Origin of the sequence: Microbacterium pygmaeum (assembly GCF_900100885.1) — a bacterium.
GTDB lineage: Bacteria > Actinomycetota > Actinomycetes > Actinomycetales > Microbacteriaceae > Microbacterium > Microbacterium pygmaeum.
The window spans coordinates 1,840,233-1,866,387 of the sequence record NZ_LT629692.1; the positions used below are offsets into that span (position 1 = coordinate 1,840,233).

At 69.9% G+C, this 26,155-nt stretch carries 25 protein-coding genes; 14 read left to right on the plus strand and 11 right to left on the minus strand.

Translation table 11 applies throughout. From position 1 onward, the window contains the following. Positions 1-81 precede the first annotated feature (81 nt). Positions 82-687: a hypothetical protein gene (locus tag BLT19_RS08640; protein WP_091488797.1), complete on the plus strand. Its 606-nt coding sequence runs from the start codon at positions 82-84 to the stop codon at positions 685-687. Between the two features lie 17 nt (positions 688-704). On the opposite strand, the gene BLT19_RS08645 is transcribed toward BLT19_RS08640, so the two are convergent. After that, the gene (locus tag BLT19_RS08645) at positions 705-1,022 is read right to left on the minus strand and encodes a hypothetical protein (RefSeq protein ID WP_172825610.1); all 318 of its coding nucleotides are present in this window, start codon (positions 1,020-1,022) and stop codon (positions 705-707) included. A 146-nt stretch (positions 1,023-1,168) separates the two neighbouring features. Here BLT19_RS08645 and BLT19_RS17975 point away from each other — a divergent pair, with 146 nt between their 5' ends. Then, positions 1,169-2,023, plus strand: a complete 855-nt coding sequence (locus BLT19_RS17975) for a G5 domain-containing protein (RefSeq protein WP_231917569.1) — start codon at positions 1,169-1,171, stop codon at positions 2,021-2,023. A 114-nt stretch (positions 2,024-2,137) separates the two neighbouring features. Next, on the plus strand, positions 2,138-3,379 hold the full coding sequence (locus BLT19_RS08655; RefSeq protein ID WP_091488799.1) for a hypothetical protein: 1,242 nt from the start codon (positions 2,138-2,140) through the stop codon (positions 3,377-3,379). Between the two features lie 47 nt (positions 3,380-3,426). Here BLT19_RS08655 and BLT19_RS08660 read toward each other — a convergent pair whose 3' ends face one another. Then, on the minus strand, positions 3,427-3,768 hold the full coding sequence (locus BLT19_RS08660; RefSeq protein WP_091488801.1) for a sugar ABC transporter ATPase: 342 nt from the start codon (positions 3,766-3,768) through the stop codon (positions 3,427-3,429). Between the two features lie 242 nt (positions 3,769-4,010). On the opposite strand from BLT19_RS08660, the gene BLT19_RS08665 reads away from it, so the two are divergent. The 6 genes from BLT19_RS08665 to BLT19_RS08690 all read left to right on the plus strand — a co-directional run bounded on the left by BLT19_RS08665 (position 4,011) and on the right by BLT19_RS08690 (position 13,803). Beyond that, positions 4,011-4,292 (plus strand): NHLP leader peptide family RiPP precursor, encoded by a 282-nt coding sequence (locus BLT19_RS08665; RefSeq protein ID WP_091488803.1) that lies wholly within the window; start codon positions 4,011-4,013, stop codon positions 4,290-4,292. Between the two features lie 150 nt (positions 4,293-4,442). Beyond that, positions 4,443-6,797, plus strand: a complete 2,355-nt coding sequence (locus BLT19_RS08670; RefSeq protein ID WP_157681829.1) for a TOMM precursor leader peptide-binding protein — start codon at positions 4,443-4,445, stop codon at positions 6,795-6,797. Continuing rightward, a complete protein-coding gene (locus tag BLT19_RS08675; RefSeq protein WP_091488808.1) occupies positions 6,794-8,158 on the plus strand; it encodes a SagB family peptide dehydrogenase in 1,365 nt (454 codons plus the stop codon). The genes BLT19_RS08670 and BLT19_RS08675 overlap by 4 nt, the downstream gene beginning before the upstream one ends. Before the next feature lie 34 nt (positions 8,159-8,192). Beyond that, the gene (locus tag BLT19_RS08680; protein WP_091488811.1) at positions 8,193-9,014 is read left to right on the plus strand and encodes an HlyD family efflux transporter periplasmic adaptor subunit; all 822 of its coding nucleotides are present in this window, start codon (positions 8,193-8,195) and stop codon (positions 9,012-9,014) included. A 62-nt stretch (positions 9,015-9,076) separates the two neighbouring features. Beyond that, complete coding sequence (locus BLT19_RS08685) at positions 9,077-11,212, plus strand: NHLP family bacteriocin export ABC transporter peptidase/permease/ATPase subunit (protein WP_197672945.1); 2,136 nt, start codon at positions 9,077-9,079, stop codon at positions 11,210-11,212. Between the two features lie 5 nt (positions 11,213-11,217). Beyond that, positions 11,218-13,803 carry an NHLP bacteriocin export ABC transporter permease/ATPase subunit gene (locus BLT19_RS08690; protein WP_091488815.1) on the plus strand — a complete coding sequence of 862 codons (2,586 nt, stop codon included), beginning with the start codon at positions 11,218-11,220 and terminating at the stop codon, positions 13,801-13,803. A 39-nt stretch (positions 13,804-13,842) separates the two neighbouring features. On the opposite strand, the gene BLT19_RS08695 is transcribed toward BLT19_RS08690, so the two are convergent. Both BLT19_RS08695 and BLT19_RS08700 read right to left on the minus strand, forming a co-directional pair. Continuing rightward, positions 13,843-14,508, minus strand: a complete 666-nt coding sequence (locus BLT19_RS08695; protein WP_091488818.1) for a response regulator — start codon at positions 14,506-14,508, stop codon at positions 13,843-13,845. Next, positions 14,499-16,259, minus strand: a complete 1,761-nt coding sequence (locus BLT19_RS08700; protein ID WP_157681831.1) for a sensor histidine kinase — start codon at positions 16,257-16,259, stop codon at positions 14,499-14,501. The genes BLT19_RS08695 and BLT19_RS08700 overlap by 10 nt, the downstream gene beginning before the upstream one ends. Before the next feature lie 150 nt (positions 16,260-16,409). On the opposite strand from BLT19_RS08700, the gene BLT19_RS08705 reads away from it, so the two are divergent. Then, positions 16,410-17,513: a DNA glycosylase AlkZ-like family protein gene (locus BLT19_RS08705; protein WP_091488822.1), complete on the plus strand. Its 1,104-nt coding sequence runs from the start codon at positions 16,410-16,412 to the stop codon at positions 17,511-17,513. 47 nt (positions 17,514-17,560) lie between these two features. Here BLT19_RS08705 and BLT19_RS08710 read toward each other — a convergent pair whose 3' ends face one another. Both BLT19_RS08710 and BLT19_RS08715 read right to left on the minus strand, forming a co-directional pair. Beyond that, positions 17,561-18,451, minus strand: a complete 891-nt coding sequence (locus tag BLT19_RS08710) for an SDR family oxidoreductase (RefSeq protein ID WP_091488824.1) — start codon at positions 18,449-18,451, stop codon at positions 17,561-17,563. A 61-nt stretch (positions 18,452-18,512) separates the two neighbouring features. Beyond that, positions 18,513-19,190: a GntR family transcriptional regulator gene (locus BLT19_RS08715; RefSeq protein WP_091488826.1), complete on the minus strand. Its 678-nt coding sequence runs from the start codon at positions 19,188-19,190 to the stop codon at positions 18,513-18,515. Between the two features lie 133 nt (positions 19,191-19,323). On the opposite strand from BLT19_RS08715, the gene BLT19_RS08720 reads away from it, so the two are divergent. Continuing rightward, positions 19,324-20,034, plus strand: a complete 711-nt coding sequence (locus tag BLT19_RS08720) for an alpha/beta fold hydrolase (protein WP_091488828.1) — start codon at positions 19,324-19,326, stop codon at positions 20,032-20,034. 148 nt (positions 20,035-20,182) lie between these two features. On the opposite strand, the gene BLT19_RS08725 is transcribed toward BLT19_RS08720, so the two are convergent. Next, entirely contained in the window at positions 20,183-20,857 is a 675-nt protein-coding gene (locus BLT19_RS08725) for a hypothetical protein (RefSeq protein ID WP_091488831.1), read from the minus strand. Positions 20,858-21,020: 163 nt separating this feature from the next. Between BLT19_RS08725 and BLT19_RS08730 the strand changes: the two genes are divergently transcribed. After that, on the plus strand, positions 21,021-21,728 hold the full coding sequence (locus tag BLT19_RS08730) for a DUF1345 domain-containing protein (RefSeq protein ID WP_091488833.1): 708 nt from the start codon (positions 21,021-21,023) through the stop codon (positions 21,726-21,728). Positions 21,729-21,731: 3 nt separating this feature from the next. Continuing rightward, complete coding sequence (locus BLT19_RS08735; protein WP_091488836.1) at positions 21,732-22,151, plus strand: hypothetical protein; 420 nt, start codon at positions 21,732-21,734, stop codon at positions 22,149-22,151. Here the strand turns inward: BLT19_RS08735 and BLT19_RS08740 are convergent. The 4 genes from BLT19_RS08740 to BLT19_RS08755 form a co-directional block, all read right to left on the minus strand. Then, positions 22,129-23,061 carry a sucrase ferredoxin gene (locus BLT19_RS08740; protein WP_091488838.1) on the minus strand — a complete coding sequence of 311 codons (933 nt, stop codon included), beginning with the start codon at positions 23,059-23,061 and terminating at the stop codon, positions 22,129-22,131. The two genes, BLT19_RS08735 and BLT19_RS08740, sit on opposite strands and share 23 nt — an antisense overlap. A 10-nt stretch (positions 23,062-23,071) precedes the next feature. Beyond that, on the minus strand, positions 23,072-24,292 hold the full coding sequence (locus BLT19_RS08745) for a cupin domain-containing protein (protein ID WP_091488841.1): 1,221 nt from the start codon (positions 24,290-24,292) through the stop codon (positions 23,072-23,074). A gap of 2 nt (positions 24,293-24,294) precedes the next feature. After that, positions 24,295-24,552: a BatC protein gene (locus BLT19_RS08750; RefSeq protein ID WP_091488843.1), complete on the minus strand. Its 258-nt coding sequence runs from the start codon at positions 24,550-24,552 to the stop codon at positions 24,295-24,297. Between the two features lie 112 nt (positions 24,553-24,664). Then, positions 24,665-25,513, minus strand: a complete 849-nt coding sequence (locus tag BLT19_RS08755; RefSeq protein WP_091488846.1) for an alpha/beta fold hydrolase — start codon at positions 25,511-25,513, stop codon at positions 24,665-24,667. A gap of 23 nt (positions 25,514-25,536) precedes the next feature. Here BLT19_RS08755 and BLT19_RS08760 point away from each other — a divergent pair, with 23 nt between their 5' ends. Then, complete coding sequence (locus tag BLT19_RS08760) at positions 25,537-26,139, plus strand: TetR/AcrR family transcriptional regulator (RefSeq protein ID WP_091488848.1); 603 nt, start codon at positions 25,537-25,539, stop codon at positions 26,137-26,139. Positions 26,140-26,155: the final 16 nt, after the last annotated feature.

A 26,155-nucleotide genomic window follows, 5' to 3' on the forward strand; every position in this document is an offset into this window, starting at 1 on the left:
TTTGAACAACCCCCGCCTACAGGCAAAACCAAACGCCAGCAATCGGTGACAGTGGATTCCGCCGCGTGCAACTCTGAGGACGTGCAACTCTATTCGGACTTCGCTCCTCGCAGAACGCGGCAGCTTCTTTTCGACCTGTTATCGCTTGCGTTCGTCGTGGGTTGGGTGTGGTTGGGATCGGCGATCTACGCACTGATCGACGACCTCGCGCAATTCGGTGCGCAGATGGAGAAGGCCGGGGCGGGCTTTCGCGAGACGATGACGGAGGTGGGGGATAACCTCGGTGGCGTACCGCTCATCGGATCGAGCATCCGCACCCCGTTCACCCGCGCCAGTGACGCTGGCGGCGCGCTCGAAACGGCAGGGGCGAGTCAGCAAGAGCTCACCCATCAGCTCGCGCTGACGGTCGGCATCGGAGTCGCGTTGCTGCCGATACTCATGATCGCTGCGGTCTGGCTGGCGACTCGCGGTCGGTTCATCCAGAGGGCGGGCCGCGCCAAGGCGATGGTGCGCGCTGGGGTCGGTATCGACCTCCTGGCACTGCGAGCACTCTCACATCAGAAGATCGGAACCATCGCAAAGATCGACCCAGACGCGGCGGGGGCCTGGCGTCGAGGTGACGAAGCGGTGGTGAGGCGCCTTGCCCGGCTAGAGCTGGAAGCCGCCGGCATCCGCCTTCCCTCCTGACAGAGGGTGAAATCGCTTCAGCTCCTCTGCACGTAGTGTCGCACCCTGTCATCTCGCTCGACCAGATACCGGTCGTCTTCGGGGTAGTAGACGGCCTTCTCGATGTCGTCTCCTGCGAAGCCATGAATGCTGTCGAAACTGTCCCATCGTGAGATGGTGACGATCTCGGTCAACCCATCAGCGAGGTCGCGCGTCACCGTCCAGGCGTCGCGGTTGCCGGGCGTTGCGCGGTACTCCTCGATGCCGGTCCGCTCGACATAGTCGACGTACTCGTCGGTGTCCGCGGTGCGGATGACACCGCGCCACATGCGGATCACGTTCTGCTCGTCGGTCATGGACGCCATCCTCGTCCTGGTCGATTCGGTAAAGGGGCGGGGGTCGCCGCGGATGGCACTCTGGGTTCATCGGCTGGCGGGACTACGGAGATTGCAGGCGAGCACCATCAGAGTCGTCTCATCTTTGGGGCGGGAAGGTGTGGGAGGTGCCCCTGACCGCTCAGACGACCCGTTCCCGGCGCCGGCTGCCCACGTGGGTTTGGATCGTCATCGGGTTGCTGCTGCTCGTTCCGGTGCTCATTCTGTCGCCGTTCGTCGCACCTATCGCACTCGTGATCCTCGTCACCGGGATCGTGTCGCTGAGCAGGGGCTCCCGAACCTGGCTGCGGCTCAAATCTCGACGTGCTGCGATCGGAGTCACAGCCGGCGCCGCCGCTCTCCTCCTCATCACGGGCGGGATATCTGCCGCAGCGCTCGCGGGACAAGCCGAGGCTCCGACGGTGGCCGAGCCGGCTCGATTCGCGGATAGCAGCCGAGTGAGCCCGGCTACGGCTGAGGAATCGCCGACGCCCACGAAGACTCCGAAACCAAAGCCAACCAAGACGCCGACACCGACTCCCACTCCCGTGACGACGACCCGCGAGGAGACCGTGACCGAGGCGGTCGCTTTCGAACAGGTATCGGTCGAAGACGCCAACCTTCCGCGCGGACAGACCGCAATCACAGCGGGTGGTCAACCAGGCCAACGGACTCTCACTTACACAGTCACGACAGTCGATGGCGTGGAAACCAACCGAGAACTGAAGTCGGACGTCTTGACGGTGGCCCCGGTCACTGAAGTCACGTCCGTCGGAGTTTACGACGCTCCACCTTTTCCGGCGCCCGCCGACTCCGGCTGCGATTCGAACTACGCCGATGCCTGCGTTCCGATCGCCAGCGACGTCGACTGCGCCTGGGGGAGCGGCAACGGACCCGCCTATTTCGATGGCGTGGCTCGCGTCGTCGGCTCCGACGTCTACGACCTCGACCGGGATGGTGACGGACTCGCATGCGAGCAGTAACACGCCCGAGCACACGACTCGTTGTCGATCGGCTAGCGACCTAGGTCCAGTGCGCCCGAGAACGGTGCCTCCTACTCTCGGTGGCACTGTATCCACCGCTCGGGAGGCCCCTTCGTGAATCGTCGTCCGCTGCGCGCTGTCGTGCGCGCCATGTCCATCGCCGGAGCAGTCGCTCTCGCCGTCGTCGGGGTCGGCGTTGCTCCGGCTGTTGCTGCACCGCCGCCCGTCACCGCGGGCAGCGTGCAGGTGCTCGACGGCAATGGCGACCCTATCGTCGGGGCGGGTATCTCGCTCAGTGTCGGCGCATTCGGCGTGGAGCACCGCGCGGTGACCTTGGCCGACGGCCGGGTCGATCTCACGACCATCCCCGGGGTCGATCCCGCCGGCGGCCCGTACGTGATGTGGATCTGGGCGAACGGCTACGCCGGGTATTGGGACGGCGCGACCGACCCGGACGCGACCGTGCCCGTACAGGTTCAGGCGGGAGCCGATCCCCTGGTCGCAACCGTCGCAGCCACCAACCCGCCGCCGAGTTCGACCACCGCCGGCATCTCGGGCACCGTCACCGACGCACTCACCGGCGAACCGATCGTCGGCATCCAGGTGACCGCGACCGATGACGGCACGGGTGGCGACAACAGCGGCGCGGGCCAGACGGTCCTCGACGGGACGTACTACGTGAACTTCGGCGGTGGCAGTCTGCCCAGCACAGCCGAGGTGGCCTTCACCTCCCTTGCCACGAGCGAGGCGGCGCCGTTCGGCTACGAGGAGCAGTTCTACAACGGCATCAACGCGTCGGCGTCCGAAGCGGAGACGCCCGTTGACGTGACGGCCGGAGCCACGGTGTCGGGCATCAACGGACAGCTGCTGCCGAATGGGCAGCTCACCGGCACGGTGACGGATGCCTCAGCCGGCGGGATCGTGCCGCTCGGGGATGCGCAGGTCAGCGTGTGGAATCGGGCGAAGCAGGTGATGATCGCGTCGGGGTCGACGAACCCCGACGGGAGTTACGCCTTCGCGGTGCCGCAGGGCAGCTGGGTGGTGCAGTTCGACAAGATCGTCGACGGCAACGTCGTGTCCACGCAGTACTACGACGGAGCGACAACGTTCGAGGCAGCCGCCGACGTGGAGGTCGTCGCGAAGCTCAGCACCGACGGCACCGATGCCCAGTTCGGCACCGTTCCGCTGACGCCCGTCACCCCAGTCACCCCGGTGACGCCGACGCTTCCCGCGACCGGCCCGGAGGACACGGCGCCCCTGCTCTGGGTTGCCCTCGCGACGATCCTCGGTGGCACAGTCCTCGTCGCCGCTACCGCCTTCATTCGACGGCGTCGGCCCGCCCGCTCCGGCAGCTGAGACGGATCAGAGGTGCCTTCGCGATCCGCGGAGGCACCTCTGCGCTGTCATAGGTCTTCCGGCGCGAGATCCCCCTGGCCGTCTTCGCCGAGCTCGGCCGCCAGCGGATCATCGCCTTGCGTCTCCGGGAGGACCGTCGCGCCCGGAAGGTCGAACGCCGGGATCTCATCGTCATCGTCCGGGATCTCTGCGGGATCGGCCCCGGTGTTGGTGACCGGGTCGAGGTCTTCCGGGTCGGCGCCTTCGTCAAGCGCGGTGGTCCGGTCCCACTCGGCCTGGGCCGGGTCGAGCGTCGGGTCCGGCTCGATCGAGGTGTCGTTGTCGCGGAGCGGCTGGATGCTGTCGGCGGGGTCGACGGAGGAGTCGGCGTTCTCGCTGGGTGTACTCATCGGTCCAGCTTCGTCGCCGGGCTGCATCCCGTCTGCCCCTTGACGTGGGCTGTGCTGTCAGAGCAGTCCATGCTCGAGCGCGCCGGCAGGCAGCGCCGACATCAGCGCGCGGATCCGCTCTTTCCCCGAGACGACCTGGCTCTGCGCACGACCCGACCTAGGCCCATGTCGCCCGTCGTCCATCCCGGCGAGGCTTGTGACATGCGGAGAGAGATGCTCGCCGCACTTCGAAAGGGATTGCAATGACCGACGAAAACACGACGTTCGCAAAGGTGATCGCGAAGGCCTGGGGCGATGACGCCTTCCGCGCGCAGCTCCTCGCCGACCCGACCGCCGCTCTCGCAGCCGAGGGCATCACCGCACCTGCGGGCAAGTCGTTCGCGATCGTCGAAGACACCGACGATGTGGTGCATGTGGTGCTGCCCGCGCGTCCGACCGAGCTGTCGGACGACGAGCTCGACTCGGTCGCCGCCGGCATGACCACGTACCTGTGCGGCACGAGGGAGGGCGGCTTCTCGCTGTAGCCGCCGGGAGAGAACCGACTGCGGGACGGATGGCCGGGGGGCAGCCGTCTGCGGGACGGCCGGCTGTGGGAACAGCCGGGGAGGACCGCCGCGGGAGCTCGGGCGCTCCCGCGGCGGATCTCCATGACCACGAGCGAAAGGGAGCGATCGATGAGCATCGCCGACACCACCACCCGTCCCGGCTCCACGTCGGGGTCGACCACCACCATGACAGTCGATTCCGACGCGGAGGCCGACCCGCGCTGGATGGTCGACCCGCGGGTGGTGCTGCGGCCCCTCGACGCCGACGGACTGGTCGTCCTGCGAGGAGACGAACCCGTCCTGCTGCGAGGCGACGTGTTCAAGGCGATCGCGGAGCAGCTCGACGGCACGCGCACCTCGGATGAGGTCGTCGCCGCGATCGGCGCGCGCGTCCCGGCGGCCCGCACCTATTACGCGCTCGAACAGCTGCGCCGGCGCGGCGTGATCGTCGAGGCCGCGGCATCCGACTCGCTCGCCCGACGCGCTCTCTGGTCGGCCGTGAGCGGCACCGATGCGCCGGCCGACAGTGCTCGCAACACCGTCTCCATGTTCGCAACCGCGGACGTGCCCGATGCTGTCCTCGAGGCTGCCGCAGGGGGGATGCGGGCGGATGCCGCGACCGTGCAGATCTCGCGGGTACTGCCCGACCTCACCGACGCACCCGATCTGCTCGTCGTGCTTGCAGCCGACTACACGGACCCCGTTCTCGAACAGCTCAACCGCGACGCGCTCGCCGAAGGGGTTCCGTGGCTCCTGGTGCGACCCGACGGCAGCGCTCCGTGGATCGGGCCGGTGTTCCGGCCCGGCGAGTCCGCGTGCTGGGAGTGCCTGATGAACCGTCGCCGGATGCACCGCCGCATCCATGCTGTGCTCGATGCGGCGGACGGGCACTGGATGCCCATGCCGATCGTCTCCACCGAGCAGACCGCCGAACTGGTCGGCCGCATGGTCGCGATGGAGGTCTCGAAGGTGCTGCGCGGCGTCCGTCCTCCGGCAGAAGAAGGCGCCCCCGAAGGATCGGACTACATCACCGAGCTGCGGGTCGCAGACTGGTCGATGACGCAGCACGTCGTCGTGCGGCGGCCGCAGTGCCCGGAGTGCGGCGACCCGACACCGCCCGCGAGCGCGCGCGTCGAGCCGCGCGCCGAGCATGTCCGCGGCGGGAACGACGGTGGACTGCGGACCGTGAGTGCCGAGGAGACCTACCGCCGGTACCGTCATCACGTCAGCAGCCTTTCGGGCGCGGTCGTTGAGCTGGCAGAGCAGCCCACCCCCTATGAGGGCGTGCACGTCTGGTACTCCGGCTCGAACCTCGGTCTGGCGCCGAAGGATCTGCTGACGCTCGAGCGGTCGCTGCGCGCGGTCACGGCGGGAAAGGGCACGACCCGCGAGCAGGCGCGCACGGGTGCGCTGGCCGAAGCGCTCGAGCGCTACTCGTCATCGCGACACGGGGAGGAGCGCACGGTGCGGGGATCGCTGCGCAGCCTCGGCGCAGCGGCGATCCATCCGAACGACGCCATGCTCTTCAGCGACGAGCAGCTCGATGACGCCGCCCTGCGACAGCGCACGCGCACCTCGTGGTTCAACTCGGTTCCGGCTCGGTTCGACGAGGATGCGGACATCGAGTGGACGCCCGTGTGGTCGCTGACCCACGAGCGCGAAGCCCTGCTGCCGACGGCGTACTGCTACTACGGCACGCCCGGGGACCGCGGGATGGGCATCGTCGCCGACTCCAACGGCTGCGCGGCCGGGAACACCCTCACCGAGGCGATTCTGCAGGGCTTCTTCGAGCTGGTCGAACGGGATGCCGTCGCGGTCTGGTGGTACAACCGCCTGCAGCGGCCTGCGGTCGACCTCGCGAGTTTCGACGATCCATGGATCGACGCGATGGTGCAGGAGTACGCATCGAAGGGCCGCGAGGTGTGGGCGATCGATCTGACCACCGACCTGGGCATTCCGACGTTCGCCGCGATCTCGCGGCGCACCGTCGGCGCATTCGAGGCGCCGCTGCTCGGATTCGGCGCGCACCTCGACCCGCGCATCGCGATCCTGCGAGCGCTGGGCGAGATCAATCAGATGTCGCCGGTGGATGCCGACCTCGAGGATGCCACCAAACGCGCATCCGATCGAGAGCTCATGACCTGGTTGCGCACAGCGACGATCGAGAACCAGCCCTACCTCGTGCCCGATCCTGCAGCGCCACGGTGGTGTGCAGACGAGCATCCCGACCAGACCGGCGCAGACCTGGCCGAAGACGTGCGGATCTGCCGCGAACGGGTGGAGCGCTCGGGCATGGCGATGTACGTGCTCGACCAGACCCGGCCCGACATCGGCCTGCCGGTCGTGCGGGTCGTGGTGCCCGGGCTGCGGCCGTTCTGGTCTCGCTACGGGCCGGGACGACTGTACGACCTGCCCGTGCAGCTCGGCTGGCTCGATCGGGCGAACACCCGCGCAGACCTCAACCCGATCCCGTTCTTCCTGTGACCCCCTCGACACCGGCGGCGCTGCTCGCCATCCGCGACGTCGATGCCGTAGGCGTCGCGCCTACGCCCTGCACACCGGAGGCACGAGTCTATGAACGGCTGCGGCAGTCGCCGGCCGGGGCCGACGAGCTGGATGCCATCGCCGCTGCCGCAGGCGTCGATGGTCTGGCTCGCTGGATGCTCTGGAGCGGCCGCGCGCTCAGACGCGGGCAGCTCGTGTACCGCGTGGTGGATGCCGGCGGTGCGATGCTCGCCGATGTCCTCGCGTTGCGCGCGGACGCGCCCGACCTGACGCGGGTGCTTCCGGCGCCCACTGCCCCGCTGCGGCTGTCGCGGTTCGCGATCCTGCGCCGTCGTGGCAAGACACTCGTGCTCGAAATGCCGTTCGCGACCACGCGCGCCGAACTGGCGGCGTGTGCGGTCGCGTTGATCGCCATCGCCGACGGCACCCGCACGCTCGAGGAGATCGCCAAGGATGAGGCCGATCCAGCGGCGGTGCGGACACTGCTGGCGGCGCTCGCCGTCTGCGGGTTCCTCGTCGACGTCGACGCCGACGGGTTTGCCGCAGAAGACCGCGACCGGGTGCGCTCGCAGTGGGAATCGCACGACCTCGTGCTGCACGCGCGGACGCGGACCGCGCGCGCGGGCGAGCATCGCGGCGGCACCTTCCGATTCGTGCCCGAACGGGCGGCGCCGCCGGCGCTTCGGCATCCGGTCGGCACTCCCGCCATCGCCCTCGCACGGCCCGACCTGGACAGGCTCATCGCCGCCGACGTGCCGTTCGCCTCCGTGATGGAGGCGCGCACGTCGCGACGCCGGTTCGGTCGGCTGGATGCGCGGCAGCTCGGCGAGTTCCTCTACCGCACCGTGCGCGTGCGCACGCAGATTCCCGCCGGCACCGATCCACGCGCGTACGCACGCACCGATCGCCCGTATCCAGGCGGCGGCGGCATGTACGAGCTGACGACCTACCTCGGAATCGCGGACTGCGAGGGCATCGCCGCCGGCCTCTACCGCTACGACCCGGTCGCGCACGGGCTGGACCTCGTCGCGCCACCGGGACCGGCGATCGACCGCCTGCTCGATGATGCTCGCGGCGCATCGGCCGCCGAGGACCGCCCGCCCGTGCTCGTGCTCCTCGCCGCCGATTTCAGCCGGTTGTCGTGGAAGTACGAGGGCATCGCCTACGCGACGACGCTCAAGAACGTGGGAGTGCTCTTCGCCACGATGCAACTCGTTGCCGCCGCGATGGGACTGGGCAGCTGCCCCCTGGGCGGCGGAGACTCAGAGACGTTCGCGGCGGCGACCGGGCTCGACCCGCTCGAAGAGACCACGGTCGGCGAACTGATGCTGGGAGCATAATGGCGCACACCGCACACACACCTGGGGGGTCAATGTGAGTACGCCGACGTACCGGGCCGGTGCTGTCGGGCAGCTGTCCAGTCCCGAGCAGCTCGATACCGAAGTGCGGCTGGTGCGACCGGCCGGCTGGATCGCCCTCGGCGCCGTGGGCCTCGTGCTGGTGGCGTTCATCGTGTGGTGCTTCGTGGGCACGGTGACCACGACATTCCCGGCGGCGGGGGTGCTGGCCACCCAGTACGGCACGGTCAACAGCGTCGCGCCCGATGCCGGGTCGGTGTCGGAGGTGTTCGTGAGCCAGGGCGACGAGGTGGCGGAGGGCGACCCGGTGGCCACCGTGTCGACCGAGAACGGAACGGTCGCCGTCGAGGCGGCCGCCGGCGGCACGATCGTCGAGCTGCTGGCGTACCCGAGTGACCCCGTCGCGGCCGGGGCGACGGTCGCCAGCATCCAGCCCGACGATGAGGACCTCCGCGTCTACGCGTTCGTGCCCGTGGACGGGGCCCAGCCGATCAAGCCCGGGATGCCGGTGCAGATCTCGGTGACGACCGTTCCCTCGGAGGAGTACGGCCTGCTGAAGGGCACGGTGAGCCGCGTGGGGACCCATCCCGTCACTCGCGCCGGGGTCCTGGCGCTGCTGAACAACGAGGAGATCACGGACATCGTCGTCTCGGGCGTTCCGGTGTTCCAGATCGAAGTCGCACTCACCGAGGGAGACACACCGACCGGCTACGCCTGGACGACCGCGGACGGCCCGCCCGAGGAGCTTGCCGCTGGGACGCTGGTCAACTCCACGGTCATCACGGCCGTGCAGCCGCCGATCTCGCTGCTGTTCCCGTCGATTCGGGCGGCGGAATGACGTCGGTGGGAACGGCGCCCGCCGCGCCCAAGAACACGCCCCCGCGGTCGCGGCGCACGCACGTGCCTACGGTGATCCAGATGGAGGCGGCCGAATGCGGCGTCGCCTCATTGCGGATGGTGCTCGCCTCGTACGGTCGATGGGTGCCGCTGGACGAACTGCGCACGGCCAGCGGCGTTTCTCGCGACGGGGTCAAGGCGAGCAGCGTGCTCAAGACGGCCCGCACGTACGGCATGACGGCGAAGGGACTGCGCCAGGACCCCGACGAGATCCGGGCCGGGAACCTGCCGGCGATCATCTACTGGAACTTCAACCACTTCGTCGTGGTCGAGGGCTACGCGCCCGGCCGCTGGTTCCTCAAAGATCCCGGAATCGGATCGCGCACCGTCACCGACGAGGAGTTCGACCGCTCGTTCACCGGCGTCGTGCTGCACCTCGAACCCGGACCCGGTTTCGAGCGCGGCGGCACCCCGCCCCGCGTGCTGCCCGGGCTCGCTCGGCGACTGCGCCACTCGATCGCGGGACTGCTCTACGTCGTGCTCGCGGGGCTCGCCCTCGTCATCCCCGGCCTTGCCGCGGCCGTGCTCACCAAGGCCTTCATCGACCAGGTGCTCGTCGCCGATCAGCCCGGCGCCATCGGACCGATCCTGGGGCTGCTGTTCGGCGCCGCCCTTGCGATCGGGGTCTTGACCGCGCTCCGGCAGCGCTCCCTGATGGCGCTGGAGACGAAACTGTCCTCGCACAGCTCCGGGGCCTTCCTCTGGCACCTGCTGCGCCTGCCGATCTCGTTCTACTCGGGCCGCTCGGCCGGGGAGATCTCCGGCCGCGTTCCCCGCAACGACCGGCTGGCGGTGCTGCTGTCGAGCGAGATCGCCGCCGCGCTGATCGATTCGGTGGTCGTGATCTTCTATTTCGCGGTGATGTTCGGCTACAGCCCGGCCCTCACGCTCGTCGGCATCGCCGGGGTGGCGATCAACGTCGTCGTCCTGCGGGCCGTGGGTCGGCGCCGACGCGACGAGAACCTGCGTCTGATGCAGGACACCGGACTGCTGCTGGGCAGCGCGATGAGCGGCATCAAATCCATCGAGTCGATCAAGGCCGCCGGTCGCGAATCCGACCTCTTCACCCGCATCAGCGGCCTGCACGCACGCACGGTTTCAGGGGCGCAGCGGATGGGACGCGCATCGCTCCCGCTCCTTGTCATCCCGCCGTTCCTGGTGGCACTGACCACGACCGCAGTGCTCGGCTGGGGCGGTCTGAACGTGATCACGGGTGCGATGAGCCTGGGCACCCTCATCGCCTTCCAGGTGCTGATGAACCGTGCCATCGAGCCCGTCGGTCGCTTCGTCCAGCTCGGCGGCACCCTCCAGGAGATCGGCGGCGACCTCGAGCGGCTCGACGACGTGCTCGCGAATCCGGTCATCGACGACGACGATGCGGGCGCGTCCGGCCCCGGCATCCGTTTGGCCGGGATGCTCGAGCTGCGCGATGTGACCTTCGGCTACAGCATCCTCGAAGCACCCCTCCTCGACCGGGTGAACCTCACGCTGCGACCGGGCAGCCGCGTCGCCCTGGTCGGCGGGTCCGGCAGCGGCAAGTCGACCATCAGCCGACTCGTCGCGGGGCTTTATGAACCGTGGAGCGGCGAGATCCTCTTCGACGGCCGGCCGAGAAGCGACTGGTCGCGCGACACGATCACGTCGTCACTGGCACTCGTCGACCAGGACATCCGCCTGTTCAGCGGCACCGTGCGCGAGAACCTGACGATGTGGGATCCGACGATCCCGACGGCGCGGGTGGTGCAGGCCGCGCACGATGCGTCGATCCACGACCAGATCGCGCGGCGCCCCGACGGCTACGGCACCGTGGTGCGCGAGGGCGGCGCCAACTTCAGCGGCGGCGAGGCCCAGCGACTCGAGATCGCCCGTGCCCTGGTCGCCGAACCCCGCATCCTCGTCCTCGACGAAGCGACCAGCGCCCTGGATCCCACGACGGAGCAGCTCATCGACGGCAACATCCGCCGCCGCGGCTGCACGACCCTGATCGTCGCGCACCGGCTGTCGACGATCCGCGACTGCGACGAGATCATCGTGCTCGACCGCGGCCGGATCGTCGAACGCGGCACGCACGACGGCATGATCGGCACGGGCGGCCCGTACAGCGCCCTGTTCGCCGCGGACGGGAGCGCGGTCTCTTGAGCGATGTGCAGACGGATGCCGCGGGCGAGGCTGTCCTCGGCGCCAACCGGCCGCTGCTGCTGACCGATCCGATGCGCTCATGGCAGGTCGTCCGCGGGGTCGTCGAGCTGTTCGCGATCGGTGGGGAGTCCGACCCGCCGACCGCCCGACTGCACATTGCCACCGTGACGACTGGCGAGCGCCTGTTCGGTGTCGCCGACGACGCCGGGATCCGCCTCCTCGCCGTGGGAGGCGTGGACACGGTCGTGCGGGCCCGGACCATCGACGAGGATGCCGCGACCGACCGGCTGGCGTGGATCGGCGTGCTCGCCGATGCGGATGGTGGGACCCCGGAGTCGGCGGATGCGGCATCCGATCCCGATCCACTCGCGCGGCTGATCGCCGCGGTGCACCGCCGACGGGCCGAGATCGAGGCGGAGGGTGTCGCGCGCGTGCGTGCCCAGCGCGGCGGGCGTGCGAGCGCGATGACCGGTGCACTCGACGGGCTGCGGGCGCTGGTGGACCGGCAGGATCCGATTCCGGTCACCGCCGACGATGATGATCCGGTCGACGCGGCGTTCGCCGTGGTCGCGACATCGCTGGGCCTGACCTCGACGGCCCCTCCGGCGGGGCGTGGATCGGCGGATCGGGTGACCCTGCTGGCGCGGTACGCGCGCGTGCGGACGCGACGCGTGACCCTCACGGGCGACTGGTGGCGACAGGACTCGGGTCCGATGATCGGATTTCTCGCCGACGGGCACCGCCCGGTCGCGCTGGTGCCACGCGGGGCCACGCGGTACGAGCTCGTGGATCCGCGAGCCCGGTCCCGCGTCGTGGTGAATGCCACCATCGCCGCCACCGTCGAGCCCGACGCCGTGGTGGTGTACCGGCCGCTCCCGGATGGGCCGCTCACGATCGGCGGGCTGCTGCGCTCGGCCCTCGTGCACACCCGGTCCGACGTCGCATGGCTGGTCGCGTACGCCATCGCCTCTGCGCTGATCGCCCTGGTCGTCCCGATCGTGACGGGTCGCATCGTCGGCGTCGTCATCCCTGAGGCGGACGTCCCGGAGCTGGTCCAGCTGACTCTGGCGCTGGCGATCGCGGCCATCGCCGCGGCGCTCTTCCAGTACGCCACCGCGACCGCCGTCGTCCGCACCCAGGGACGACTGGACGGCTACCTGGTGCCCGCCGTCTGGGGACGGCTGCTGTCGCTGCCCACCGCGTTCTTCCGGCGCTACTCGGCCGGTGATCTCGCCGTCCGGGTGCAGTCGGTGGACGCCATGGTGCGCGTGGTCGGAAGCGGCGCCGTCGTCGCTCTTCTGGGCGTTGCGACCGCCGTCGTGAGCCTCGCACTGATCTGGTTCTACAGCGTCTCCTTCGGCATCATCGCGACACTGCTGGTGGCCGCTCTCGGGGTCGTGGTGTGGTTCGCCGGCCGTGCGCAGTACCGTCGGGCGCAGGCTGTCGAGCGCACGGCGGGGCAGCTCAGCGGCCTCGTGCTCGAGTTCGTCTCCGGCATCAGCAAGCTGCGGGTCGCGGGTGCCGACGAGAAGGCATTCGGGCGGTGGGCAGAACGCTTCCGGGCGCGTCGCGTCGCGTGGAACGACGTGCGTCGCGCGCAGAACGTCGTCACCGTCTCGATCGCCGTCTTCCCGGTGCTGTCATCACTCGTCCTGTTCGCGGTCGTCGGCCTCAGCGAGCCGGATGCGATTTCGGCGGGGGTGTTCCTGGCGATCAACGCGGCGTTCGGCCAAGTCGTCGCGGCGGTCGTGTCGATCACCCTGGTCGTCACGCAGCTGGTCCAGGCGGCGCCGGCGATGAAGCGCATGGTGCCGGTGATCGCCGAGGTTCCCGAGGACGACGCGAGCAAGACCGACCCCGGCGTGCTGCGCGGCGCGGTGGACTACAGCGGCGTCACCTTCCGGTACCTGGAGGACGGCCCGGTGGTGCTCGACGACGTCTCGATCCGCATTCCGGCCGGCAGCTCGGTCGCCCTGGTGGGGCCGTCGGGCTCGGGGAAGTCCACGCTCGGGCGTCTGCTGCTCGGCTTCGAGGTACCCGAGGAGGGCGGGATCTATCTCGACGATCAGGATCTCGCCGGACTCGACCTGCGGGCGGTGCGCCGTCAGCTCGGCGTGGTGCTGCAGTCGGTGGAGCCGCTGCCCGGATCGATCCTCTCGAACATCCTCGGCGACGCTGTCGACCTGACGATCGACGACGCCTGGCGAGCCGCTGAGCGTGCGGGCCTGGCGGAGGACCTGCGGGCGATGCCGATGGGCATGCACACGGTGATCACCGAGGGCGGATCGACGCTGTCGGGCGGGCAGCGGCAGCGGCTGCTGATCGCACGCGCGCTCGCCGGCGACCCTCGGGTGCTGCTGTTCGACGAGGCCACGAGCGCGCTGGACAACGTGACGCAGTCGATCGTCGCCGAGAGCCTCGCGGCCCTGTCGGTCACGCGCATCGTCATCGCTCATCGCCTGAGCACCGTGCGGGACGCCGACCGGATCTATTACCTGGAGCGCGGCCGCGTCCTCGAGTCGGGCTCGTTCGACGAGCTGATGGCGCTGGGTGGTCGATTCGCCGCGCAGGCCCAGCGCCAGCTGGCGTGACCCCGCCGGGGTGGGTGGAGCCTGATCAGTGCAGGTCGATCAGTGCAGGTCGTCGGCCGCTGAGGCCAGGAACCGGATCACCGCGAGCACCCGGCGGTGATCGTCGGCGTCGACCGGCAGCCCGAGAGCGTCGTAGATGTTCGACGTGTGCTGCACCACGGCCTTCTCCGACAGGAACAGCGTGCTCGCGATCCGGGCGTTGCTGCGGCCCTCGGCCATGAGGGCGAGGACCTCACGCTGACGCGGGGTGAGCGAGCCGACCGCGCCGCTGGCGCGGCTCGCGCGGGCCAGGAGCACGGAGACGACCTCAGGGTCCAGCGCCGTTCCGCCGGCGGCGACGCGGCGGAGGTCGGCCGTGAACGTCGTGACGTCGGAGATGCGCTGCTTGAGCAGGTATCCGAATCCGCCGCCGTTTGAGTCGAGCAGGTCGGTGGCATACCGGCGCTGCACGTGCTGAGAGAGCACGACGACGGGGATCGCGGGGTGCCGGGCGCGGATGCGCAGCGCGGCGACGAGACCCTCGTCGGTATGCGTCGGCGGCATCCGGATGTCGGTGATGACCAGGTCGGGAAGCCGGGTCGCCACCGCCTCCTCAAGAGTGACGGCGTCACCGGCGACGGCGACCACATCGAACCCGTCGTCGTCGAGCAGGCGCCGGAGGCCCTCGCGAAGCAGGACTTCGTCTTCTCCGATGATCACGCGCATGGCAGCTCCACCATCAGTCTGGTGCCGTGGTCGCGGGGGGAGTCGATGGCGAACTTCCCGCCGAGTACATCGACACGGTCGATCAGGCCCCGAAGACCAGACCCCTGGCTCATGCTCACTCCGCCGACGCCGTTGTCGCGGATGTCGATCATCAGCCGATTCGCCTCCGCGCGCAGCCGCACCCGCACGGACGTGGCGCCGGAGTGCTTGACCGCGTTCGTCAGGCCCTCCGAGACGATGAAGTACGCCGTGTGGGTGGTCGTCGCCGAGATCGTGGTGTCGTCGATCTCGGCATCCAGCGTCGCGGGAATCGAGAGGCGGTCCACCAGGTCCTCCGTCGCCGCGGTCAGCCCGCGCTCGGTGAGCGAGGAGGGCAGCACGTTGTGCACCAGTCGCCGGAGGTCTGCCGCCGCTTCGTCGATGCCTCGTCGCAACTCTGCGGAGGCCTCGCCGGTCCGCGGCGACGCGTCGGGGGAATTGGCGATGGTCTGCGCGGCCAGGGCCAGCAGGACCAGCTGCACCTGGATGCCGTCGTGCAGGTCCTGCGCGATGCGGGTGCGCTCGCGGTCGGCGGCCTCGATCAGCCGGACCCGCGACTGGGTCAGCGCCTCGTTGCTCGCCATCAGCTGCGCGGTCAGCCGCTCGCGGTCGACGGCGATCGCGAGCACGTCTCCGGCGCGCTGCACCGGAGCCGGATCGGCGATCATCCGTGCGTCGTAGCTGATGGCGCCGACGAGCCGGTCATCGACCCGGATCTCGGACCAGCCCCGGTCGGGGTCACCGCGCTCCGAGTCGATGGGGAGCCCGACCTCATCGACGTAGGTCGCCTCGCGCTCGGACCAGTAGACGACGCGCAGCGACTCGTCGCCGAGCGTGCTGGCCAGCGCGCGGGCGACCGCGGCGCCGGTCGCACCGGTGCTGCCGAGCCACGCGCTGAGGGGCTCCAGCTCTCCGGTGCGGGTGAAGCCGCCCAGGAGCACGCCGAGCAGGAAGGCGATCGGGATGCCGGCCGAGATGACGAGCTGGATGCTGCCGCCGACGCTCGCGTCGAGGCCGAACGCTCGCGCGAGGGGGCCGGCCAGCGCGAGCAGCAGCACGGCGATCGTGCCGTAGCCGAAGAGCGGCAGCAGCACGCGGCGATGGCGGCGGTCGGCTCGGAGGAGCCGCTGCACGAGCACGATCGAGGTCATCACCATGACGGCGATGCCGAGCGCCTGCTGCGTCATCGTCGCGATCGCGAATGCCTCGGGTGCACCGGGGGACAGCAGAACGCGCGCAAGCTGGAGCGCCACGGACGTCACGTACCCGAGAACCACGGTCACCATGGACAGGCGGCCCCGCACTCGACCCGAGGGGAATGCGTGCAGCAGGTGCACCGTCACGGCGAGCGGCGCCGTGCCGAAGACCGCGCTGACGGTGACGAGCTCCACCACACCGGTGTTGCCGAGACCCGCGAGGTACAGCGCGAGTCCGCCGCCGAAGATGAGCGCGCCCATCGCGTTGTCCGGTCGGCGCCACCACGCCAGCAGCCCGGCTGCCGCCCACACCCAGAACACCGCCGTGAAGAACTGCACAGCCCACATGAGACTGTTCGGGTTGCCCACCCCGACCGCGATCGGCAGGAGCCCCAGCAGCAGCGCGCAGACCGCGAGGACGACCAGGGCGACCCGCAGTGACGCGCCGCGGCCGGTGCGCAGACGTGCGGGTATCGACTTCGCCGGCATCGGCGTGCGGATTCCGCTGTCTGACATCGAAGGTGGCTGCTTCCCCATATCGCCGAGAGTCCGGCATCCTCATCGTGGCTCACGAGGGCGCCGTCGCGCTATGGACCTGGGTCGTGTGTGTTCGCCGGCGGCCGCTGATCCGGGCTGGATGGGGGAGGTCTGGGCTAGCATCCGAGCGTGAAGACCACCTGGGCGACCGCGCGGGCGTGGCGGCTGCGCCGGCACTTCCTCTCGGGTGAGCGCGGCACCGACGTCGCCGAGGTGGTGGGCCGCCTCACCACCGTTCCCGCGTGGTCCGGGGACCCGGAACTCGCCGTCGCCCTGCGCCTGCGTGACCCGCGACCGGGAGCTGTCGGCGCGGCCCTCGCCGCGGGGACGTTGATCCGGACGTACGCGTTCGGCGGAGCGACGCACCTCATGCGTCCCGAAGACGCCGGTGCGGTGCTCGCCCTCCGGGCATCCGGTCGACAGTGGCAGCGGAAGAGCTGGCAGAGCCATTACCGCCTGCGACCGGACGACTGGCCGGAGCTTCGCGCGGTCGTCCGCGATGCACTCGCCGCGGGGCCGCTCACCCGGCCGGAGCTGGCGGCCATCGTCACCGCCGATCCGCGGTTCGCGCACCTCGGGGGCGCGTTCACCGACGCATCCCACACCTTCCTCAAGCCGTTCGCGTGGCAGGGCGACCTGGTGCTCGGGCCGATGCGCGACGCAGAGGTGACCCTGCAGGGCCTGGCGGGTTCGCCGGGGTGGACGGGAATCCCTGACCTCGACGACGCGGGTCGCCACTGCATCGTGCAGTACCTGGCGGCGTACGGCCCGGCGCCCGCCGAGCAGCTGCAGTCCTGGTTCGGCGAAGGCCTGAGCGCCGGGCGGAAGAACATCGACCGGTGGGTGAACGAGCTGGGTGACCGGCTGACGCGCATCGACATCGACGGAGCGCACGCGCTCGCGCTGTCGGAGCATGTCGACGACGTCCGAGACGCACAGCCCGACGGGCGAGTAGACCTACTTCCCGGGCACGATCAGTGGGTGCGCGGGCCCGGCACAGCCGACACGCACATCGTGCCGGCGCCGCTGCGTCCGGCGGCCACGAAGGGGATGAACCTCGTGCTTCAGGACGGGCTCGTGCGGGGGACGTGGAAGGCCACGGCGCGGAACCTCGCGATCACGTGGGGCGGTGAGGGGCCTGCTCCCACTGATGCCCTGCGGTCTGCAGCGGAGCGCGTGGCTGTGCTGCTCGGGCGGCCGGACCTCGATGTGGTCTTCTCGACGACGCCCTGACCCGTCGCACCGCAGCCGACCGCGAGCGGCCGGCTGCGGCATCCGACTCAGGTGACGGGCATGCCACCCGTCACAGCGATGGTCTCGCCGACGATGTAACTGGATTCCTGCGAGGCGAGGAAGACGAATGCGGGGGCGAGCTCGACGGGCTGACCGGCGCGGCCGATCGGCGTCTGCGAGCCGAACTCCTCGATCTTCTCGTTCGGGACGAACGCAGGCTGCAGCGGCGTCCAGATCGGGCCGGGCGCGACCCCGTTGACGCGGATGCCGCGCTCGATGAGCTGCTGCGCGGTCGCGCGCGTCCAGTTCGCGATGCCCGCCTTGGAGACGGCGTACTCCGCGAGCGACGGCGACGGGTCGAAGCCCTGGACGCTGGATGTCGTGATGATCGCCGCGCCGGGCTTGAGGTGCGGTGAGGCCGCCTTGGTCAGCCAGAACAGCGGATAGATGTTGGTCTTCACCACGGCGTCGAGGGTCTTGGTCTCGAAGTCGTCGATGCTGTCGACCGTCGGCATCGTGCCGGCGTTGATGACGAGGATGTCCAGGCCTCCGAGCTCATCGACCGCCTTCGCGACGACCTCGTTGTTGACCGACTCCTCCTGCAGGTCTCCAGGCAGCAGGACGGCGGTGCGGCCCTCGGCGCGGATGAGCTCGGCGACCTCTTCGGCCTGCTCCTGCTCGGCAGCGAGGTAGCTGAGTGCGACATCGGCCCCTTCGCGCGCATAGGCGATCGCGACGGCGCGACCGATGCCCGAGTCGGCACCGGTGATCAGCGCCTTGCGGCCGGGCAGGCGGCCCTTGCCGATGTAGGTCTTCTCGCCGTGATCGGGTGCCGGGTCCATCTTGTGGATGTCACCCGGGGCGCCCTGCTGCTGCGGCGGGAACGGGGGGCGCGGGTACTGAGTGGTGGGGTCCTGGGCGGTGTACATGTCAGCCATGCTTCGACGCTAATCACGGCCCGCCGCGGCGGGGTGGGGTTGCGTCCCGCGCCGGAGTGGACTACTCGGTGCCCTGAGCCTGGGCGGTCCCGTCGGCCTCGTCGGCGGGGAGGCTGTGCCAGATGTCGAAGGTCACCGACTCGGCCCCCTGGGAATCGCCGGCGGCGAGGAGCTCGATCAGCTGTTCGTGGCGCTGCACCGACTCGCGGGCGTCGCCGGTGAAACGCAGCAGCTCAGCGCGACGCACGAGAGGGCCGAACTGCTCGAGCACGGTCTCCAGCGCCCGGTTACCGACCGCGGTCACCGGCACGCCGTGCAGCTCGTCGTCGGCGTCGAGCGCCGCAGCCACGTCGCCGGCGGTCAGCGCCGTCGCGAACCGACGATTCGCGTCCCGCATGCGCGTGACGTCGTCGTCGCTGAGCCGGCCGGTCGTCTCGCGCACGGCCAGCGCGTGCATCGCCGCGATGACATCGCGTGCATCGCGGACGGCCTCCGGATCGATCGTGCTCACAGCCGTCGATCGGCCGGGCACCGCGACGACGAGTCCGCTGGCGGCCAATCGGAGAAGCGCCTCGCGCACGGGCGTGCGACTGACGCCGAGCCACTCGGCCAGTTCGCCGTCCTTCAACTGCTCGCCGGGCTCGAAGGTCCCGTCGACGATCGCGTCTCGGACCCTGCGGTACACGTCATCGCGAAGCAGCGAGCGGTCCACGGTCAACGCATTCTGGGGGACGGGCATGCAATATATTGACGCTTTTCCTCGCCCCGAACCAAATCCTTGCGCGCGCTTTCTGCATGCAATATATTGCAGCGAATGAGTGTTCCACATTTTCACACAACGCGTCGTAGACGCGAGATCGGAGAGAGACCTCATGACTGATTCATTCGACGGCATCCGGAATGTCGTCCTGGTGCACGGCGCATTCGCCGACGGCTCCGGATGGCGCGCCGTGTACGACGACCTCACGGCGCGTGGACACCGGGTCACGATCGTCCAGATCCCGCTCACGTCGCTGGCGGACGACGTCGCGGCCACCACTCGTGTGCTCGACTTGCAGGATGGCCCCACGGTTCTGGTCGGCCACTCCTGGGGCGGGACGGTCATCACCGAGGCGGGCGTGCATCCGAACGTGGCGGCGCTGGTCTACGTCTCCGCGCTGGCCCCCGACGCCGGCGAGACCACGGCTCAGCAGTACGAGGGATTCGCTGCGACGCCGCACTTCGTCATCGACGTCGGCGACGACGGGTTCGGCTTCCTCAACGAGACGACCTTCAAGCTCGGCTTCGCGGCCGACCTGAGCGACGCGGATGCTGCATTCCTGGGCGCCTCGCAGGTCCCGATCAACATGTCGGTCTTCGCGACTCCGGTCACGAACGCCGCCTGGCACGACAAGCCCACCTGGGCGGTCATCGGCACCGATGACAACGCGTTCGATCAGGCGATGCTGCAGCACATGGCCACCCGCATCGGCGCCCAGATCACGAACGTCGCCGCGAGCCACGCCCTGTACGTCTCACAGCCCGCGGTGATCTCAGAGGTCATCGCCACCGCCGCGCAGAACGCGGCGGTTCCCGTCAGCTGACGAACGCGGTCGGCAGAGATTCCACATCGCGAGCCTACGCGGCGCGCGAGACGGCGGCCTCAGGCATCCCATCGCGGCACGAAAAAGCCCCGACCGTTACCACGCGGCCGGGGCGAGACGGATGAGAAATCCGCCTATCACCTTCAGCCTACCTCGGATCCACCGTCACCTCGGCCGTCCAGACCTCGATGCTGTGCCCGTCCATCGCGAATCGGACGACGCTTCCCGCGCCGAGGCCACCGACCGACGCCGCCTCGATGCGCTCGCCGACCCGCAGGTCCAGCGACGGCTGGAGCGGTGCCGGCGTGCACGCCACCTGCGCGAGACCGTCCGCTTCGGACCCCACCAGGAGGCATGTCAGACCCGAGTCGTCCACCGCCGACCAGACCGAGAGCTCCCGGAACGCGCCGAAGGACTCCAGCTGCGCGCCGACCATGCCGAAGGACGTGAGGTCGACCAGGTCGATGATGTCCTGCCGCTCCTGCTGGGTCGAATCCGTCGGGACGAGCACCGCCTCACCGTGCGGGACGGTCAGTGCGTTCGCCGCCCACAGCAGCAGCAGCACGACGCCGATCACGAAGACGTTCCGCCGTGGCGGCGGTGACGGCTTCGGCTCCGGCGGGACGTGCGGTGTGCGGCGCAGCGGGTCGGACAGCTCGTCCGGCACATCGGCGACGACCAGCGGGTGCGTGCGCGCCTCCAGCTCGTCGAGCCGTCGCAGCGCCACAGGGTCCGCGTCGATGTCGGCGTCGAGCCCATACGCCCGACGTCGCAGGGTCTCGAGCTCGCGAGCGAACTCGGGCGGCAGCGGCGACGCGTCCACCCTTCGATCATCCTCCGGTTCTGCCGCGCTTTCCAGAGGGCCCGTGTCGGTTACGGACGAAACGCGCCGCCACCGCCGGCGAGCACGCGGCGTGTCCCGTCCGTAAACGGCACGCACGCTGGGAGCCCTGAGCCGCTCCGCGACCGTATGCCAGCATGAAGGCATGGCCGCCCGCTACGTCAGTGACATCGCCCGCGCCAACTGGAGCTCGGCGATCGCCGGGGTCGTCGGTCTGGGCGTGTCGGCGATCTACATCTTCACGACCGAGGGATACGACGGCGACGTCCCGACGGTGCTCATCCTGTTCTATCTCGTGGCCTGGCCGACGTTCGTGGCGGCCTACCTGATCTGGACGCACGTCATGTACGCGACCCGGGGACCGCGGACACTGGATGCCGCTGCCCGACGCGAAGCGGAGAAGCTCCGGCGCTGGTGGATCCGCGTATTCGGCTACGGCGGGGGGTCGAGCTGGGCGCTCACCGGGGCGCTGGTCGCGGTTCTGCTGACCATCGTGATCGCGCAGAACCCGGCGTTCCGCAGCGACTGGCTCTATATCGTCCTGGGTCTGCTCTCGGTCGCCAGCTCGTGGGCGCTGATGGTGTACTCCTTCGCACTGGAGTACGTGCGCCTGGCGGTCGCCGACGACGAGGACGAGCCGCACATCGAATTGACGGTCCGCGGCGATCCGCGATTCGCGGACTACCTGACGTTCGCCGTGCTCCTGTCGGCGATGGCGGCGACCGTGTCCGCGTCGGTGCGCTCGCGGCGAGCGTGGACCCTGGTGCGCATCAACGTGCTGTTCGCATTCGCGTTCAACTCCGTCATCGTGGCGATGATGGTCTCGCTCCTGTTCGGCGGGTTGGTGAGCTGACCCGTGGCCTCCCTCGATGATCTGCGCAGGATCACGGCGACGCTGCCGGGCAACGACGAGCGCACAACGACCGGCGGCGCTGCGTGGTTCGTGCGCAACAAGCCCTATGCGTGGGAGTGCCGTCCGTGGCCGAGCATTCCCGACGACGTCCGGGCGATCGTCGCCGCCGAGCTCGTGGTCGGCGTGAAGGTCGCGGAGCGGATCGACGCCCTCGCGCTCGTCGAGATGGCGCCCGACGTCTTTGTGCGCACGACCACGCCCTGGGGTGAGCCGAAGATCGCGTTCCGCATGGCCGGCATCGAGCAGGATCATCTGGTCGAACTCGTGACCGAGGCCTGGCGCGTCCAGGCGCCGAAATACCTGCGTGCGGAGTTCGACGAGCGGGCGGAGCGGATCGCCGCTACAGGCGAGCGCGGCGAGTGATCGTGTCGGGCGCGAACTCGCGCACCGCGTTCGGGATCGTCGCCGCGCAGGTGCTCAGCAGTGGCGCGGACATCTGCTCGTGCACGCGCACCGTCAGCACGTCGTCGCCGTGTTCCAGCTCGACCGCCCACCCGCCCTCGATGCGCTCCTCGCTGAGCGGAGTGAACGCGTCGATCCGCAGATCGCCGGTGTGGCTGCGCGCGAACGACTGCGCGGCCTGCACGACGTTGGTGAGCGAACTGCGCCCGCGGTAGTAGCGCTCCACCACCTCCCCGTGCCGGTAGCTCTCGACGATCTCAGCCGCCTGCGCGGCCGGCACGCGTCCGTAGTACAGGCCGTACGGGAGCACGATCATCGTTGCGGCGAAGCGGTCACCGCCGAGGTGCGAGCTCTCCCAGGTCGCGTCGGGATACGCCGCGGCGAGGGCCTGCGCGACGGGTCGACCGCGCACGGCGCAGCACTGGTCGTGACGGGCGTGCGTGCACACCAGCAGGGCGGGCTCGGACGAGGGGATGCCGGCGCTGCCGTCGAGGGGCACGTGCAGAAGTTCCGCGGGGTCCTCGACACTGCCCCAACGGATCGACTCACGGCCGGGGCGCGCATCGGCGAGCGCCCATCGCCAGCTCGTCTGCGTCCGACGCGCGTCCGCCCGGCGCCCGAACTTCCGAATCGCGACCGGCCGGATGCCCTCGCCCTCCGCGCGGCGCGCGAGCGCCCGGCCGAGCTCTGGATCGAGCCGTGACTGGAACAGCGCATGTGTTCCCCATGCGCCGTCGATCTCGATGAGCAGCCATCGCGCCCCGAACCCGCCGGTGCCGGCGAGCGGGTCGTCCCGCTCGAGCGACCGATCGCTGCACGGCTCCCACCCGCGGGACTCGTCGTACGTCGCCGGAAGCGCAGTCGCGCTCATGCGATGCGGTTCATCCGGCCACCACGACGCCTTCGCGCAGCAGCCGGCGCGTCACGACCAGCGACGAGGCGGGATCGAGCCCCGGCAGGGATCCGGCGCGCTGGTCGCTCGCGCGCAGGGCGTGGACGGCTTCCGAGGCTTCTGCCGGCAGCGTGATCGTCGCGCGCGGCAGCACGATGCGGACGGTATCCGCGTCATCGGTGATGCGGGCAGTCAGGGCGCCACGCCAGCGCACGACGGTGTCCGGGGCGAGGTTCCCGATCAGATCCACCGTCGCCAGCGGACGGACCGGTGCCGGGCGCACCGCGCTGTGGAAGGCGCGCTGCAATGCTGCCGCAACCCGGCCGTCGTCGGCCGCGCGGTCCAGCAGGTGCTGCGCCGCGGCGACGGTCTTCGCCAGATCCGGGGCGAAGGCTGCAGCATCCGCGAAGTCGACCCCCAGGGGCAGCGGAGCGCGCAGCTCGGCGTCATCGCCGGCCCGGGCGAGCAGCTGCGTCAGCACGTCGTGGCGGGTGGCGGCGCGCACGCCGATGGTGAGATGGATGGAGGTGCCGCCCTGTGCGACCGCGGAGTGGATCCATCCGCGGGGCAGATACAGCACATCGCCGGGCTCGAACACGGCGTCGATCGTCGGAGTCGACTGGGCGCGCTCGGCCACGGCTGCGCGATGATCGGTCCAGGGCTGATCGGCGAGCGGATGCCGGTGCACCGGTTCGTGGATCGTCCAGCGCTTCGCCCCCGCGATCTGGATCACGAAGACATCGTGCGTGTCGTAGTGCGGGTCGAACCCGCGCGAGGATGCCGGCGTGACGTAGGCGTTGACCTGCGCGGGGTGGCCCAGGTCTTCGATCAGCTGACGCGTGAACCCGGAGATCGGCTCCCACGTGCGATGCAGGCCCTGCAGGACGAGGGTCGCGCCGCCGGCGAACTGCTCGAGGACCTTGGCCGAGTCCAGCTGATCGCCGACCTCGGCGCCGAATCCGCCCGAACCAGTGAAGGATGCGGGGGAGAGGACGGAGCCCTCGGATGCCATCCGCACGAATGGTGTGCGCAGCCCGCGGTCGGCCACCAGCTCATCGACCGCGTCAGTGCTGAAGAGGTCTTCGAAACCGTCTTCGGAACGAGCCAGAAGGGGACGCTCGCCCCAGTACTGGTCGGCGAAGGCCGCGGGAGAGATGCCGGTCAGACGCGTGAGCGCGGGCCGGTCTCCCGGCCCGCGCTGCTCGGTCATGCTCAAGCGGATCCGTCCGCGCCGCCGTCGTGTCCGCCGGCGTTCGCGCCGCCGTCGGCGGGGCCCTCTCCGGCGTCCGCCGATCCGTCGGCGCCGCCGTCGTGTCCGCCGGCGTTCGCGCCGCCGTCCGCCGGACCTTCGCCCGCGTCGGCCGCGCCGTCGGCGCCGCCGTCATGTCCGTTCGGGTTCGCGCCGCCGTCGGCGGGGCCTTCACCGCTGGATGCGTTCGTTGTGGTGATGTCGTCGTCGTTGATGCTCATGGCAGCCTCCGAGATAGATGCGGCGCGGGTGCGCCATCGCCGACGATACCGGCGGCCGCGTGCGCAGACGAGTGCTTGACAGGATGTGACGGATGCCGCATCCGGCGCGGGTTCAGCCGCGGGCGTCGGGCTTGTCCAGGCCTGCCCAGAACGCGAGGATCTCAGCGGCGAGGGCGTCAGGCTGTTCCAACGGAATGAGCGTGCGTGCGCCGGCGATCGTTACGGCTCGCGCGCGCGGGGCGAGGTCGGCCGCGCGCTCGGCGTCGGCCGGGCTCCAGTCGCCTCGGTCGTCGGACGCGACGAACAGGCTCGGCACGCGGGTATCCGCGAGCGCGGCGGTGACATCGAGCCGGTCGACGATGAACGAGCGAAGCGCGGCACTCATGCTCGCCTTCGTCGGGCGCCGGAGGCTGTCCGCTACGACCTGAAGCGTGGTGGGGTCGGCGGCGGAGGCATCCGTGAGCATGGCACCGACGATCGCTTCCCGGACCGGACCGACCGGGCCGGCCGCCCGCAGCAGCGGCGCGAGCAGAGCGATCTTGCGTCTCAGGTCGGGCGCGATCGGCTCCGTCGGAGAGCTGATGGCGACGAGGCTGCGCAGCGAGGTGGCATCCGTCGCCAGATCCAGCCCCACGTGACCGCCGAAGGCGTTGCCGACCCAATCGACGGGCTCGCCCGGGCTGAGCACGTCGAGGCAGTCGCGGGCGGCATCCGCGGCCTCGGCGATGCTGGACCTGCGGCGGAGGGGCGCGCTTCGGCCGAGCCCCGGCGGGTCGATCAGCACGAAGCGCCGCGGAATCGCCGACCCGGAGGCCAGGGTCGGCACGATGCGGTCCCACGTGTGGCTGTCGACGAACATCGAGGACCAGAGGACGGTCGGTCGACCGGAGCCGATGCTGCGCGCGTTCAGTGCACCGAGCCGGGTATCGATCCGCTCGACGTGTTCGAGAAGAGTGTGCATGTATTCATGTTAGCTTAACTAACATGAATACGCGACGGTACGACATGCGGACGCGTGACAGAGGCGCGGAGGCCACCGGCGAACGCATCGTCGACGCTATGCTGACCCGCTTCGCGTCAGCGCCGTACGAGCACATCCGCATCGAGGACGTCGCTGCGGACGCCGGGGTGACGGGTCAGACCGTGCTGCGCCGGTTCGGCAGCAAGTCGGAGCTGATGAAGGCGACCGTGCAGCGCGAGCTGGCACGCATCGCGGCCGCCCGACAGGACGCGGCGCACGCGTCGCCGGCCGAGACCATCCGCGATCTCGTGCTGCATTACGAGCGGTACGGCGCACTGATCCTGAAGACCTATTCGGAGGCTCCGCTCGTTCCCGGTCTGCCGGAGATCGCGGCTCGCGGACGCGCCTTCCACGTCGAGTGGTGCCGGCGCGCGTTTCCCGTCGACGAGACGCTCCGGCCACGCGACCGCGAACGGCGGATCGCTCAGGTCATCGCGATCTGCGACGCGACGACGTGGCGCATCCTGCGCTTCGATGGCGGACTCGACCAGGCGCAGACGGAGGTCGCCCTCCGGGAGCTGCTGCTGCCCCTCATCGACATCGGTGGCAGCGACGCTGGCGCGTAACACCTGTCGGATACGA